Source organism: Rhizobium arsenicireducens (assembly GCF_964021225.1).
In genome coordinates this window covers 114,377-127,047 of the sequence record NZ_CAXHYK020000001.1, presented here as the reverse complement: position 1 = coordinate 127,047, position 12,671 = coordinate 114,377, and the positions used below count along the sequence as shown (strand labels likewise).

Sequence of the window (12,671 nt, the reverse complement as noted above, 5' to 3'; positions counted from 1 at the left end):
GGTGACGCTCAACCCTTGAACCGCGCTACGAATCCTTGAAGACGCGGGTTCTGCGGATTGAGGATCACATCCTCGGCACTACCGGTCTCGGCGATCACGCCCTGGTCAAGGAAGAGGACGCGGCTCGCGACGTCGGCGGCAAAGGCCATCTCATGGGTGACGATCGCCATCGTCATGCCCTTGTCCGCCAGCCCGCGGATGACGGCGAGAACCTCACCCACCAGCTCCGGATCGAGTGCGCTGGTCACCTCGTCGAGCAACAGCACCTCGGGTTCCATCGCCAGCGCCCGGGCGATCGCCACGCGCTGCTTCTGGCCGCCGGACAAATGGTTCGGATAGGCGGCGTGCTTTTCCGCCAGTCCCACCTGGGCGAGCAGGTCCATGGCGAGCTCTTCCGCCTCACGCTTCGGCCGCTTGCACACCACGATCGGACCTTCCGTGACATTCTGCAGCACCGTCTTGTGCGGGAAGAGGTTGAAGTGCTGAAACACCATGCCGACATGGCGGCGCAGCGTGCCGATGCCGATCTCGTCGCCCTTGTCGCGAAACCGCTCGCCGACCGCCTTCTGGCGAAACCGGATCGTTCCGCCCGTCGGGATTTCCATCATGTTGAGGCAGCGGATGAAGGTCGACTTGCCGGACCCGGAGGGGCCGATCAGCGCCACCACTTCGCCGCGCTCGAGGCTGAGGTCGAGCCCCTTGAGGACTTCGAGCGTACCGTAGCTCTTGCGTAGCGCGGAGGCTTCGATCACGGGTGCCTTGAGTGTGGAGTTCTGTGTCATGTCCGTGCTTCCGTTCCGTTAGTCGCTGACCCTGAGGCGCCGTTCGATCCAGTCCGCGGCCTGAGTGAGCGGCAGAAGCATGGCGATGTAGAGACCGGCCATGAGGGTGTAGGATTCCAGCGGCCGGTAGGTCTGGCCATTCACCACCGCTGCCATGTAGGCAAGGTCCGCAACAGAGATGACCGAGACTAGAGACGTGTTCTTGAACTGGATGACCGACTGGTTGATGAAGGATGGCAGCACGCGCTTCATCGCCTGCGGCAGGATGATCCGGTGCATCGACTGCCAGGGGCTCATGCCGATCGCCGAGGCCGCCTCGCGCTGTCCCTTGTCGATCGAGACGATCCCGCCACGGAAGATTTCCGCGTAGAAGGCGCCGACATAGAGCGACAGCGTCAGCATCGCCGCGACGCGGTTGTCGATCGAAGCACCGACCAGCAACGGGAAGGCATAGTAGAACCACAAAAGCTGGACGAGTAGCGGCGTGCAGCGGAAGATTTCCTGGTAAACCCGGGCAATGCCGGAAAGGATTTTCAAGCCGGACAGCCGCGCCGCGCAGGTGAGGAAGCCGATCAGGATGCCGAAGAAGATCGAGCCGAAGGTGTAGAGGACGGTGATCCAGAGCCCCCAGAGAAAGAGGTCCCAGTATTGCCATACAGAATGGAAGTCCCAGCTATAACTCATAGGGCACCTCCTGCGATCCTGGTCACCCGGCAAGACGGGCGACGCCCGCACCGGGGACACCGGTCTTTGTCAGTCCTGTTTGTCATTCTTGTTCCCCTGGTCTTGCGTCGGCCTCCGGCAAGGCCGGGAGCCGACGGTTGATAGTCCTACGTCCGAACGCCACGGACAATGCAAAGCTGATGCCGCCGCTTACCGCATTTCTTGGAAGGCGGCCGAAGCCGAGGTGAAGCGTCCGAGAATGCCGGCGAGCCGTTCGCGGTTGGCGGCAGACACCGGAACCATCGGCAGGCGCATTTCCGGTCCGGCAAGGTTGGCGAGCGCCAGCGCCGCCTTGACCGGGCCCGGATTGGATTCGATGAACATGCCGTCGGTGAGTTCGGCAATGAGTTCGTGCAGCGCGAGGGCCCGCGCCGTTTCGCCCGCCTTCCAGGCCTCGACCAGCTGCACCATCTCGCGCGGCGCGACATTGGCGACGACGCTGGTGACGCCAAGCGCGCCGAGTGACAGGAAGGGCAAGGTCAGCCCGTCATCGCCCGAATGGATGATCAGCCCGTCGCCACAGGCGGCGCGCAATTGGGTGACGCGGGCGGCCGATCCGCCGGCCTCCTTGATCGCGATGATGTTGTCGTGCTTTTCCATCAGGACCGCGCAGGTCTCCGGTGATATCTCCACGCCGCAGCGTCCGGGAACCGAATAGAGCATGATCGGCAGCGAGGTCGCCTCAGCCGCTGCGCCGTAATGCGCGACGAGACCGGCCTGGGTCGGCTTGTTGTAATAGGGCGTGACGATCAGAACGGCATCCGCCCCGGCCTGCTCGGCCCGCTTGACCTTGTCGATCGTCTTTTTCGTGTCGTTGGCGCCAGCGCCCGCCATCACCAGGACACGCCCGGCGGCAAGCTTCACGGTCCGGGCGATCAGTGCGTCGGCCTCTTCGTCGGAAAGCGTCGCTGCTTCCCCTGTCGTTCCCACCGGAACGAGACCGGCGACCCCGGCTTCGATCTGGCGCTCGACCAGGGCGTCATAGGCCGCTGTATCGACGGCGCCGTCCTTGAAGGGCGTGATAAGGGCGGTGAAGACGCCGTTGAAGCGTTGATGAAGGTCCTGCATGGTCATGTTCCTCTCTAGTATCATTAGTCGTTCAGGCTGTCCGCCAGGCTGTAGCGGCCGGCGGTGCGCGGTGTGGAAACCAGCCATTGCGCCGCGGCAATTGCCCCTTCGGCATAGGCTGCGAGCGTGTGGACGCGGTAGGTGAAAACGGCCTCGGCCGAACCCAGGTCGAAGCGGATCTCGTTAACACCGACCGTATCGCCTTCGCGGTTGACGGTGATTGCCGGTTCTGGTGCGGCAAAACCCATGGCTCGACTGCGCGCCTCGAAAAGCTGTCGGGCAAGAAGCCGGGAGGTCCCCGAGGGTTCTGCCTTCTTGCGTGCGTGGTAGGTTTCGGAAACGGAGGCCTCGGCGTCGGGCATGCGTCGCGAAAAATCGATAGCCGCCAACCTGAAAGCTTCGAAACCGCGGGCGAAATTGGCGCTGACCAGCATCGGCCGATATCGACTGAACGCAGTAAGCCGCTCGTCCTCCTCAGCCGTGAAGCCGGTGGTTCCGATCACCATCGGGATGGCCTTCTTGCCGACGCCCTCCTGCAATGCCAAGCTCGCGACCGGAGTCGAAAAATCGATCATCACGTCGCAATGGCTCTTCATCGCCGCCTCGGCCGGGCGGTATTCGATGCTGCCGCCGGCGACCGGCGTTCCTGCGAGCTTCGAACCGGGCGAGACCAGGGCCGCGGCGAGTTCCATCCCCGGATTGGCGAGGATCAGTTCGACGAGCCGGGTTCCGACCCGGCCCGATGCCCCCATGATACCAATGCGCATGACCTCGCTCCTCAGTCGATAACCACCTTGGGCTCGGACATTTCGCGTAGCGCGATGCGGACACCCTCGCGACCGAGGCCGGAACGCTTGACGCCGCCGAAGGGCACGTGTTCGGCGCGGAAGTCCGGACCTTCGTTGATCATCACGCCGCCGACGATGAGGTCGCGCGAGAAGGTCTTGATGAGCGCGTGATCATTGGTGAAGACGCCGGCCTGCAGGCCATAGGCGCCGGCATTCACCTCGGCGATCGCCGCGCGCGGGTCGGTGAAGCTGCGGATCGCGATGATCGGGCCGAACGTCTCGTCGGCGATCACTGGCGCGTCGACCGCAACCTGCGAGATGACGGTCGGCGCAAAGACCGTGCCGTCATGGGTGCCCCCGGTCAGCAGTTTGCCACCATGGCCGGAGATGCTGGCATTGACCCGCTCGGCCACGGTCTTGGCCGCAGCCAGGTCGATCACCGTGCCCATGTCGGTGTCGTCCTTGGAGGGATCGCCGAACTCGACGGCGTCGACGGCCGCGAGCAACTTCTCGGTGAAGAGCTTCTCGATGTCCTGGTGCAGGTAGAGCTTCTTGACCGCGGCGCAGCTCTGTCCGGCGATCTCGAAGCGGTGGCCGATGGTGGTGGCGACCGCCATGTCAAGATCGGCATCGGGCAGCACGAACAGCGGGTCGTTGCCGCCGAGTTCCATCAGACAGCGAATGAGCCCGCTGGCATTCTTGAGCGCGAGGCCCGCACCCGGCCCGCCGGTAAACGACAGAAGATCGATCGGCGAGCGGGCCAGCGACAGGGCAGCCTCCGCCGCGCCATGCACGATCTGGAACAGGTCGGCCGGCCAGCCGGCCTTCAGCGCCAGTTCGCGCAAGCGCTGGGCGGCCAGCGGCGCCTTGGGCGACGGTTTGGCCACCACGGCATTGCCGGCGGCTATCGCCGGACCCAGCTTGTGGCAAAGCAGGTTGAGCGGATAGTTGAACGGGGTGATCGCCCCCACGACCCCGACGGGTTCGTAGGTGATCGTCGCCAGCCGGTCCGCACCGCCCTCGACGATCGCGCAGTGCAGCGCCTCTCCGTCGAGGAAGGTCGCGGCATCGCCCGAAAGCTTCAGCGTGTTCTGCGCACGGCGTACCTCGTTGCGAGCTTCGCGAATGGTCTTGCCCATCTCGTTGGAAATGATGCGTGCCAGATTTTCGGCGTCGGCTGCGATCTCGGCGGCCAGTGCGTTCAGCATGGCGCGGCGCACGGCCGGGGTCGAGCGACGAAAATCCCATTGGGCAGCCTTGGCGCGGACAACGGCTGCAGTGATCTCGGCCGTCGAGTTCACGGCGATCTCACCGACCGCTGCGCCGTCGAAGGGGTTGCGGACCAGGATCGTATTGGTTGTCTCAAGAGCCAGGCGCTGGGCTTGCGTCATGTCGGTAAACCTCGTCATTCGTTTTCAGTGTTCTGGGAAGTGGCGCCGGTTAGCGCCGCGATGGAAATCGGCCGAACTGGCCAGCGGCGACCGGTCAAATCCTCGGGCTTAGGTGCGGGGACATCCGGATTGATCTCGGCCATCAGCGCCGCCGTGTTGGCGGCGCAGAAACGGCCCTGGCAGGCGCCCATGGCAAAACGGCCATTGTGCTTGATTTCCCGGCCCGTCAGCCGATCCGCCCGGTCGCAAAGATTGCGCAGGTCGCCGACCGTCTTGCCTTCGCAACGGCAAAGGATGGTTTCGTCCGGCAGGGATGAGAGCGGGCGAGCGCCGTGGACTGGCGCAAACAGCGCGGCCAAGGTCGCTTGCGCTGTGCGGGCGCGTTCGATCGCCCGATCAAGCTGCGCGCGGTCGCGGCTCCCCGACAGGATGTCCACGACCGCGCGGCCCGCCCGCCGTCCGTCGGCCTTGGCGGCGAAGGCGCCGAGCGCCTCGCGGCAATCCCCGGCCCTGAGGATCAAAGGCCCGGACGTCGGTTCTGTCGTCTCGTTTGGCAGGCCGAAGTCGTTGGGACGAATGCCGTCATGCAGGCCGATGCGATCGACCGCGATCCGCTGTTCACTACCGTCGCGTCGGCGTACGACGCCCTGAAGGCTCGCGCCATCGCGCTCGATCGCCATGAACTGCGTGCCACGCATCCACGGAATGCGGCGCAGATAAATGTCCGAGAGATAGCCCGCTGCTTCGCGCAGTAGTGCGGCGTGGCCGAGCATGGCAAGCGCTGGTCCGATCCGCCGCACAGGATCGCCCGCCTCGATGATCGCTACCGGTGGATTTCCGAGCCGTGCCATCTGCGCCGCGACCGCAATCAGCAACGGCCCGCTACCGGCGAGCAGGACGCGACCTTGGGGCGCCTGTCCGGTTTCCTTCATCATCACCTGCAACCCGCCGGCGGTCGAAACCCCGGCCATCTGCCAGCCGGGCCGCGGATAGACCTTCTCGACCGCGCCGGTCGCGAGGATGACAGCCTTGGGGCACAACTGTTCGACCCGGCCGGTTCGCCGGTTCTCGATCAGCACCCGCCCGTCGCCGTCGACGCCGAGGAAAACCGAAGCATGACGCACCGGGATGCGTGCGGCAGAAAAGGCGTCCGCCAGCGCTTGCCAGCGGGCCTTGGGACCAGCCGCCTGGTTGATCGGCGCAACGCCTTCGATCGGCTGGCGATGGATCGCACCGCCGAGGCTCTCGCGTTGTTCGACGAGTTCGACCGTGTAACCGGAGCGAGCAACTTCGGTCGCTGCCGCAAGCCCGGCCGGACCGCCGCCGATGATGATGACATCGGGCTCAATCATGGCGTCTCTCCAGCGCTTCGACGTGCATGCCCGTCTTGGCCGGCGTGATGCACGCTTCCCGGACGACACCGTCAACCCGCAGCAGGCAGCACTGGCAGGCGCCGATGCCGCAAAAATAGCGCGTCTCCTGGCCGAGCGCGTCGGGGCCGAAGGTGAGGATGCCGGCGGCCTCCAGCGCGGCCGTGACGCTCTCTCCCGTGCGGAACGGGATGCTCTGTCCCATCCAGTCAAAGGTCAGCGCGCTCATGCCGCCACTCCTTGGCCGGCGAACCGGGCCGGATCGAAGGATGAAAGATCAATGTCCGGCTCTTCGCCGCAGATAAGCTGGACAATCGACTTGCCGGTGACCGGGCCGAGACAGATGCCGTCGCCCTCGAAGCCGGTCGCCACATAGCCATTCTCCAGACCGGGGATCCGGCCGACGAGTGGCAGACCATCGACAACGGCGGTGCGCACGCCGGCGAAACTCCTCAGCAATCTGAGGTCGGCAAGGCCAGGCACGAGCGCCACGGCGTCTGTGAGAATACGCGAGACCGCGTCGATGTCGTTGGTTTCGCGATTGCCGAAATCCTCGCGCGTACCACCGATCAGGAACTGGCCAGTGACGAGCGGGTCGATCACCAGTCCCAGCCCGCGCGGCGGCGGGGCGTGGCCGGCCTTCTGGCTGCCCTTGCTGAGCAGGTAGCGACCCGACATGATCGCGCCGCGCATCGCGGCGTTGAGCTCAGGTGCCCGTTCCGTCACCAGCAACTGGCCCTTGCGCGGGGTCAGCACGCCGGACAACCCGAGGAGCTCTGCCGATCCATTGCCGGCGGCGATGACCACAACATCGGCGTCAAGGGAGCCGCGGTTCGTGGTGATCCCGGCAATGCGTCTGCCCCCTTCTCCAAGCCGAAGGCACTCGACCCGCATATCGCGGTCGACAGTGATGCCGGATGCGGTGAGCAGCCTGTGGACGATCTGATAGCCGATCGCATGGCCCTCGCCATGCACCTCGACCGCCATCTTCGCCTGCGGCGAGAGGGCCGGGAAGGTCTGGCGCAAATCGGCTTCGGACAGGGTCTCGACCCTGACGCCTGCGCTGGCGAGAGCGGACGAATGGGCGTCGAGCACGGCGCATTCCTCATCCGATGCCGCAACGATGAAGGTCGAGCGACGCTTGAAGGCGCCGGCGAACAGGCCCGTATCCGCCAGTTCGCCATAGAGTGCTACACCCTTGAGCGCCGCCGCCATCATAGGTCCCGGTCGCTTGCTGGCAACCGAAACGGCGCCGTCGGCTGCACCCGTCGCTTCCGCGGCCGGAGCCGACGCATCGATCAGTCGGACGGCGATGCCACGCTTGGCCAGGAAATAGGCCGTGGCGGCTCCGACGATGCCGGAGCCGATGACGATCGCACTGGACGGGTGACGGGATTGCATGGGTTTCGAGCCGGCCTTGTTGGTTGTCGACCAATATTGGCGGCGGCAGGGCTTGACCGTCGATACAAGATGACGGCCTTGCTTGTTCACGAAATTTGTATCCGCTACAAAGTCCCGACCCCTTAACAGAGAAGGAGGGGGACCAACGCCATGGCCAAGATCAGCCTCACACTCATCCAGACTTTCTACCAGGTGGCGCGGCACGGCTCTTTTTCGGGTGCGGCGCGCGATCTGAACCTGAGCTACCAGTCGGCCGCCAACCATGTCCGTCGGCTCGAGCAGATCCTGCAGGGCAAGCTGATCGATTCCGAGCAGGGTGCGAAGCGGATCTCGCTCACCCCACGCGGACGGGCGCTTTACAGCCTGCTCCACCCCGAACTCGACATCATGCTCGAGCGGCTGACCAAGCTGATCGAGAACCAGCGTTCGTCGCTGCGCGTCGGCATGCCCCAGGCGATCTTCTTCTATTTGTTCCCGAGAGTCCTTTCGCGATTCCGCGAAGCCTTTCCCGAAATGGAATTTGCCGTTTACGAGCGCGACACGGTGCTCGCCGAACTCGTCAAGAACGGCAGCCTCGACGTCTGCATTTCCGAACGCTATTTCGGCGACCCCGTCGTGCCGCAACGTCTGCTTGGCAGCTACCGGCTGAGCCTCGTCTATCCCCGGGCCTGGGGCGAGCCGCCTGAGCAACAGGACATTCCGGGCTGGGCAGAGGGCCGCCCCTTCATCACCTATGAGCCCGGCCAGACGCTTCGAAACCTGGCAGTCGACTTCCTCGGCCGGGACGGCGCGGTCATCCAGCCGGCGGTCTCCACTTCCGGCAGTTCCAGCGTCAAGCGCTGCGTCGAGGAGGGCCTCGGCTTCTCGATCATTCCCTCCTGGTGTGTTGGAGTCGAGGATGTCTCTATCCGCAGCACGAAGCTCACCAACCTGCCGGAAGTGCGTGTCTACTTCGGTAATGCCGGCTTCCTGCAGAAGCATCCCATGGTGCAGCAATTGTACGAGGACTGCCGGCGCGAGTTGGTCGGTCCGGTGCTCGATCCGCCGCGCAGCAGCGAACTCTCCCTGCCACCGCTCTGACCGCGACATATAAAAAAGCCGATAAGAGGCTCGGACTCTCTAGCATTGTTCGCGATCGATTCACGGATAGGCTGACTTTCGGCCGGTGAACTGCGGACGACATATTCGGTGCGTGGCGGCGAACATCAAAGAGTACCCGGGGAACAAAGGAGAACCAGACCATGAAACTATTCTCGAAGATCTGTGGCGTGGCGGCGATGGCGCTGTCGCTGCTGGGCGGCACGGCGGCCGTGGCCGGCACCATCGATGACATCCGCGCCCGCGGCGTCCTTCGCATTCCGGCGATCCTCAACGAGACGCCCTACTTCAACAAGGATCCGCGTACGGGCGAATGGCAGGGCTTCGTCATCGACATGGCGAACGATGTCGCCAAGACGCTCGACGTGAAGCTTGAAGTGGTGGAATCCAGCTGGGCGAACGCCATTCTGGACGTACAGAGCGGCAAGGTCGACATGGCCTTTGCGGTGACCGCGACGCCGGTCCGCGCCATGTCGGTCTCCTTCTCCGACCCGACCTATTACAACAGCTTCGTGCTCGTCTCCGCCAAGGAGGAACTGGACGGCAAGTCCTGGACCGAACTCAACGATCCGCAATACACCTTTGCAGTTGACCTCGGCTCCGCCCAGGACCTGATCACGCAGCAATATCTTCCAAAAGCCAATATCCTGCGCTTCAAGACCCGTGACGAGGCAATCATCGCCGTCACCACGGGCAAGGCCGATGGCCTCGTCAACACCATGCTGAATGGTCTCGTGATCTCCAAGAAGGCTCCGGCTATCGGCGCCGTCAAAGTTCCAACGCCGGTTCTCTCCACGCCTTCGGTCATCGCCCTCAACTACGGCGCCGATGAAACCTTCAAGAGCTTCGTTTCCGCGTGGGCCGAATACAATCGCCGCATCGGCAACAATCAGACCTGGATCCTGAAGAGCCTCGAGCCTTTCGGCATCACACTGGCCGACATGCCGGTCGGCTTCGGCTTCGGCGGTTAAGAACGCGCTTTTGTCTCTCGCCATGCGAGGAGAAGTTGCCCTTGACCTGGGCTTTGGCAACCTTCCCCTCTGCAAGTTCATCTAAGAAGGCCGGCGCAGGTTTGCGCCGGCCTTCCTTTTATCGATCTGGATAGCCCTAGATTGCAGAGGTAATCCCCCCGCAAAAAAATGGGTTCAAAAGTAGCCAATTCTCGGGCATTCCGATCGAGCAGACTTTGATGAAGACGATCTGCAGCCCGAAACGCAAGCAGGTTAGAGATGCTCTCGCCATAGGCGCCGGGCCCATTGGGCAGATCGAGCCGAGCCGCCCACATCCGGCACCCGTCAAGGTGCGGCCTTCTCGTGTCGAACCCGCATCTTGTTGATCAGGTTCCTTGCCCAATTGTTATCATGGAGAAAAGCTGACCAACGAGATGCGAACGGACCACTCATAGTCACTGGGATCGTCACTATCTCGCCCAGCAGAGGAAAAACCGTGAGGAAGAACGCCATAGCAGGTCATTGAAGATTGGCCCGGCGAAATGATCTTGTCATCCCGCAGAAAGGCTCGATAACTGATCGATGAATGCCCTCTCAGCCTGCCCGCAAGCTCAAACGAGAGGCGTTCGACAGTCTGATCACTCTGATTTTGAAATTCAACCATGATGGGCCGACTGGGATCAGGACATGCCTCCATATTGTCGGCTGCCGTTGCAGCGACTGCTTCTTTCCGTGCTGTCCGCTCTTTGGTTTGTCTTTCAGTGACAACCCACAGGATCCCACCGACAACCACGGCAACAGCCAAGACAATGGCAGCCACGCGGCGGTTCAGATAGAAAAGGACGATGACAAGAAGGATTGCGGTGGCAGCGGCCCAAGGCATTATGCCACCTCCCTATATGGACGAGTGTTCATACCTTTAAGATAGGCAAAGCCTCCCCGAATGCAACTCGCATCGGTGCCGGCCAGTGCTTGAGTCAGCGATGTCCCTCCGTCAAGCTTGCAGCGCGACACGCCTCATCGTCCGGTGGCGACGCCGCATTCTGCCGAAAACTCTCGTCTGTCGCTCATGCGCCGCAATCATTCCACGGAAATGGTCAGCCGGATATTCGCCAGCGGTCCCGATTGGCGCCACGGTGGACCGGCGGAGCTTTGGCGGATCAATCGTACAATGGGGACCGCCCCTTGGGGCGGTCCCGTGACGTAGTCCTACGGTGGATGGCGCGCAACCGACCCGACCCGCCTCAGGCAGCCAATCTTGCGCCGTCCAGCGGGATCTCGACCTCGATCTCGAGGATGGAGACATGTTCGGCGCGATCCATGGTGACGTGCACCTTGTCGGCATCGACCTGCACGTGTCTCGCAATCACAGCGAGAATCTCCTCACGAAGCACGGCGACGAGGTCGGAGCCGGCCGAGGCGCGTTCGTGGGCAAGAAGGACCTGCAGGCGCTCGCGTGCGGTTGGTGCCGACTTCTGTTTGCGGAACAGGCTGAAAATGCTCATGCTGCCCTCCGCGCGAAAATCTTGCCGAAAAGCCCCCGCTTTTCGCCGGGGATCTCGATCGGCAACGCTTCGCCGCAAAGCCTGCGTGCCGCGTCGAAGTAGGCGAGAGCGGGCGCGCTGCGGGCATCGGCAAGCGTCACCGGTGCGCCGATATTGGAGGCACGCAGCACCTCCATGCTTTCGGGAATGATGCCGAGAAGCGGGATCGACAGGATCTCCAGCACGTCGTCGACCTTGAGCATGTCGCCGCGCTGGGCCCTGTTGGCGTCATAGCGTGTCAACAGAAGATGCTTTTCCATGCGCTCGCCCTGTTCGGCCTTGACGGTCTTTGCGTCAAGCAGGCCGATAATCCTGTCCGAGTCTCTGACCGACGAGACTTCCGGATTGGTCACCACGACAGCCACGTCGGCATGGCGCATCGCCAGCGTCGCGCCGCGCTCGATGCCGGCGGGGCTGTCGCAAATAACCCAGTCGAAATAGCGCCTCAGGTCGTTGATAACCTGTTCCACGCCTTCCGGCGTCAGGTTGTCCTTGTCGCGGGTCTGCGAGGCGGCCAGCAGGAACAGGGTATCCAGCCGCTTGTCGCGAATCAGCGCCTGCTGAAGCTTGGCGTCACCCTGGATGACGTTGACCAGATCGTAGACCACCCGGCGTTCCGCACCCATGACCAGGTCGAGGTTGCGCAGGCCGACGTCGAAGTCGACCACGACGACCTTTTCACCACGTTGCGCAAGGGCTGCTCCCAATGCTGCGCTCGAGGTGGTCTTGCCAACCCCGCCCTTGCCTGACGTGACAACGACTACCTTCCCCATTTTGCTCTCCTGTTTTGGCCGTTGCGGCTCAATTGAGTTTGTCTGCCTTGAGCGTCTCGTCGTCGAGCCACCATTGTACGGGTTGTCCGCGAAGCTCCGGCGCCATGTCCTCGGCCATCTTGTAGATGCCGTCGATGGCCACCAGTTCGGCCTCGAGCTTGCGGCAGAAAATTCGGGCCGATGCGTTGCCCAGCGATCCGGCCATGGCACGTCCACGCAATGCTCCGTAGATATGAATGGAGCCACCGGCGATGACTTCGGCGCCCGAAGCGACGGAACCGATCACGGTCACGTCTCCGTCGGCGAAGGTGACCGATTGACCCGAACGGACCGGTTCGCGGATGATCAGCGACTGGAGCGCCTGACGCGTGACAGTCGGCTCTTCGACCTTCGTCTCCTCGGTGCGTGGAACTTCAGCCGTGCCGCTCGTCGCCACTTCGAAATCGGGGGCCGGGCGGCCCCCCTTCAGGGCGGGCGGCATTCCGGGCTCGATCAGCGAAGGCCGTCCGCCCTCGATCCCCATGACGCTCACATTGCGCGTGCGAAGCTCCGCCAGCAGATCCTTCAGCTGGGCACGATCGATCGCCAGGTCCGTGACATCGAGGACGACGGGACGGCCGAGAAAGAAGCCCGCCGACCGCGCGGCGAGGTCGTCAAGCCTTGCCAACCACTCATCGAGCGGCAGATCGGGTGAGAGTACGACCGCCATAAAGGAGCGGCCCTTGATACGAATCGAACGGGCGTCTGTTGGCACTTTGGTCATCTGGGTTAATGATTGGTTAG

At 63.4% G+C, this 12,671-nt stretch carries 14 protein-coding genes; 2 read left to right on the top strand and 12 right to left on the bottom strand.

Translation table 11 applies throughout. The features are described from left to right. Positions 1-8 precede the first annotated feature (8 nt). From ACWPVA_RS00630 to ACWPVA_RS00595, 8 genes are all read right to left on the bottom strand, one after another. The gene (locus ACWPVA_RS00630; RefSeq protein ID WP_454285823.1) at positions 9-782 is read right to left on the bottom strand and encodes an amino acid ABC transporter ATP-binding protein; all 774 of its coding nucleotides are present in this window, start codon (positions 780-782) and stop codon (positions 9-11) included. 18 nt (positions 783-800) lie between these two features. Continuing rightward, a complete protein-coding gene (locus ACWPVA_RS00625) occupies positions 801-1,466 on the bottom strand; it encodes an amino acid ABC transporter permease (protein WP_454285822.1) in 666 nt (221 codons plus the stop codon). A 189-nt stretch (positions 1,467-1,655) separates the two neighbouring features. Further along, a complete protein-coding gene (dapA, locus tag ACWPVA_RS00620) occupies positions 1,656-2,573 on the bottom strand; it encodes a 4-hydroxy-tetrahydrodipicolinate synthase (RefSeq protein WP_454285821.1) in 918 nt (305 codons plus the stop codon). A 23-nt stretch (positions 2,574-2,596) separates the two neighbouring features. Further along, positions 2,597-3,340 carry a 4-hydroxy-tetrahydrodipicolinate reductase gene (locus ACWPVA_RS00615; protein ID WP_454285820.1) on the bottom strand — a complete coding sequence of 248 codons (744 nt, stop codon included), beginning with the start codon at positions 3,338-3,340 and terminating at the stop codon, positions 2,597-2,599. Between the two features lie 11 nt (positions 3,341-3,351). Then, on the bottom strand, positions 3,352-4,770 hold the full coding sequence (locus ACWPVA_RS00610) for an aldehyde dehydrogenase family protein (RefSeq protein WP_454285819.1): 1,419 nt from the start codon (positions 4,768-4,770) through the stop codon (positions 3,352-3,354). Continuing rightward, a complete protein-coding gene (locus ACWPVA_RS00605; RefSeq protein WP_454285818.1) occupies positions 4,767-6,104 on the bottom strand; it encodes an FAD-dependent oxidoreductase in 1,338 nt (445 codons plus the stop codon). The genes ACWPVA_RS00610 and ACWPVA_RS00605 overlap by 4 nt, the downstream gene beginning before the upstream one ends. Beyond that, entirely contained in the window at positions 6,097-6,351 is a 255-nt protein-coding gene (locus tag ACWPVA_RS00600) for a 2Fe-2S iron-sulfur cluster-binding protein (protein WP_454285817.1), read from the bottom strand. The genes ACWPVA_RS00605 and ACWPVA_RS00600 overlap by 8 nt, the downstream gene beginning before the upstream one ends. Beyond that, complete coding sequence (locus tag ACWPVA_RS00595; protein ID WP_454285816.1) at positions 6,348-7,523, bottom strand: NAD(P)/FAD-dependent oxidoreductase; 1,176 nt, start codon at positions 7,521-7,523, stop codon at positions 6,348-6,350. The genes ACWPVA_RS00600 and ACWPVA_RS00595 overlap by 4 nt, the downstream gene beginning before the upstream one ends. A 150-nt stretch (positions 7,524-7,673) precedes the next feature. On the opposite strand from ACWPVA_RS00595, the gene ACWPVA_RS00590 reads away from it, so the two are divergent. After that, positions 7,674-8,603, top strand: a complete 930-nt coding sequence (locus ACWPVA_RS00590) for a LysR family transcriptional regulator (protein WP_454285815.1) — start codon at positions 7,674-7,676, stop codon at positions 8,601-8,603. Positions 8,604-8,764: 161 nt separating this feature from the next. Then, positions 8,765-9,592 carry a transporter substrate-binding domain-containing protein gene (locus ACWPVA_RS00585; protein ID WP_454285814.1) on the top strand — a complete coding sequence of 276 codons (828 nt, stop codon included), beginning with the start codon at positions 8,765-8,767 and terminating at the stop codon, positions 9,590-9,592. A 388-nt stretch (positions 9,593-9,980) separates the two neighbouring features. Here the strand turns inward: ACWPVA_RS00585 and ACWPVA_RS00580 are convergent, their stop codons facing one another. From ACWPVA_RS00580 to minC, 4 genes are all read right to left on the bottom strand, one after another. Beyond that, positions 9,981-10,454, bottom strand: coding sequence for a hypothetical protein (locus tag ACWPVA_RS00580; RefSeq protein ID WP_454285813.1), 474 nt, complete (start codon positions 10,452-10,454; stop codon positions 9,981-9,983). Positions 10,455-10,815: 361 nt separating this feature from the next. Further along, entirely contained in the window at positions 10,816-11,076 is a 261-nt protein-coding gene (gene minE / locus ACWPVA_RS00575; protein ID WP_454285812.1) for a cell division topological specificity factor MinE, read from the bottom strand. Then, positions 11,073-11,888, bottom strand: a complete 816-nt coding sequence (gene minD / locus ACWPVA_RS00570; protein ID WP_454285811.1) for a septum site-determining protein MinD — start codon at positions 11,886-11,888, stop codon at positions 11,073-11,075. Before minD ends, minE begins: the two co-directional genes overlap by 4 nt. Before the next feature lie 28 nt (positions 11,889-11,916). Then, entirely contained in the window at positions 11,917-12,651 is a 735-nt protein-coding gene (gene minC, locus ACWPVA_RS00565) for a septum site-determining protein MinC (RefSeq protein WP_454285810.1), read from the bottom strand. Between the last annotated feature and the right edge of the window lie 20 nt (positions 12,652-12,671).

Bases quoted from the DNA above. Each gene is read 5' to 3' on its own strand.
- ACWPVA_RS00610 (WP_454285819.1), bottom strand. From the start codon at position 4,770: ATGACGAGGTTTACCGACATGACGCAAGCCCAGCGCCTGGCTCTTGAG.
- ACWPVA_RS00590 (WP_454285815.1), top strand. From the start codon at position 7,674: ATGGCCAAGATCAGCCTCACACTCATCCAGACTTTCTACCAGGTGGCG.
- minE (WP_454285812.1), bottom strand. From the start codon at position 11,076: ATGAGCATTTTCAGCCTGTTCCGCAAACAGAAGTCGGCACCAACCGCA.
- ACWPVA_RS00630 (WP_454285823.1), bottom strand. From the start codon at position 782: ATGACACAGAACTCCACACTCAAGGCACCCGTGATCGAAGCCTCCGCG.
- ACWPVA_RS00580 (WP_454285813.1), bottom strand. From the start codon at position 10,454: ATGCCTTGGGCCGCTGCCACCGCAATCCTTCTTGTCATCGTCCTTTTC.
- ACWPVA_RS00595 (WP_454285816.1), bottom strand. From the start codon at position 7,523: ATGCAATCCCGTCACCCGTCCAGTGCGATCGTCATCGGCTCCGGCATC.
- ACWPVA_RS00625 (WP_454285822.1), bottom strand. From the start codon at position 1,466: ATGAGTTATAGCTGGGACTTCCATTCTGTATGGCAATACTGGGACCTC.
- ACWPVA_RS00615 (WP_454285820.1), bottom strand. From the start codon at position 3,340: ATGCGCATTGGTATCATGGGGGCATCGGGCCGGGTCGGAACCCGGCTC.
- ACWPVA_RS00605 (WP_454285818.1), bottom strand. From the start codon at position 6,104: ATGATTGAGCCCGATGTCATCATCATCGGCGGCGGTCCGGCCGGGCTT.
- ACWPVA_RS00600 (WP_454285817.1), bottom strand. From the start codon at position 6,351: ATGAGCGCGCTGACCTTTGACTGGATGGGACAGAGCATCCCGTTCCGC.
- minC (WP_454285810.1), bottom strand. From the start codon at position 12,651: ATGACCAAAGTGCCAACAGACGCCCGTTCGATTCGTATCAAGGGCCGC.
- dapA (WP_454285821.1), bottom strand. From the start codon at position 2,573: ATGCAGGACCTTCATCAACGCTTCAACGGCGTCTTCACCGCCCTTATC.
- minD (WP_454285811.1), bottom strand. From the start codon at position 11,888: ATGGGGAAGGTAGTCGTTGTCACGTCAGGCAAGGGCGGGGTTGGCAAG.
- ACWPVA_RS00585 (WP_454285814.1), top strand. From the start codon at position 8,765: ATGAAACTATTCTCGAAGATCTGTGGCGTGGCGGCGATGGCGCTGTCG.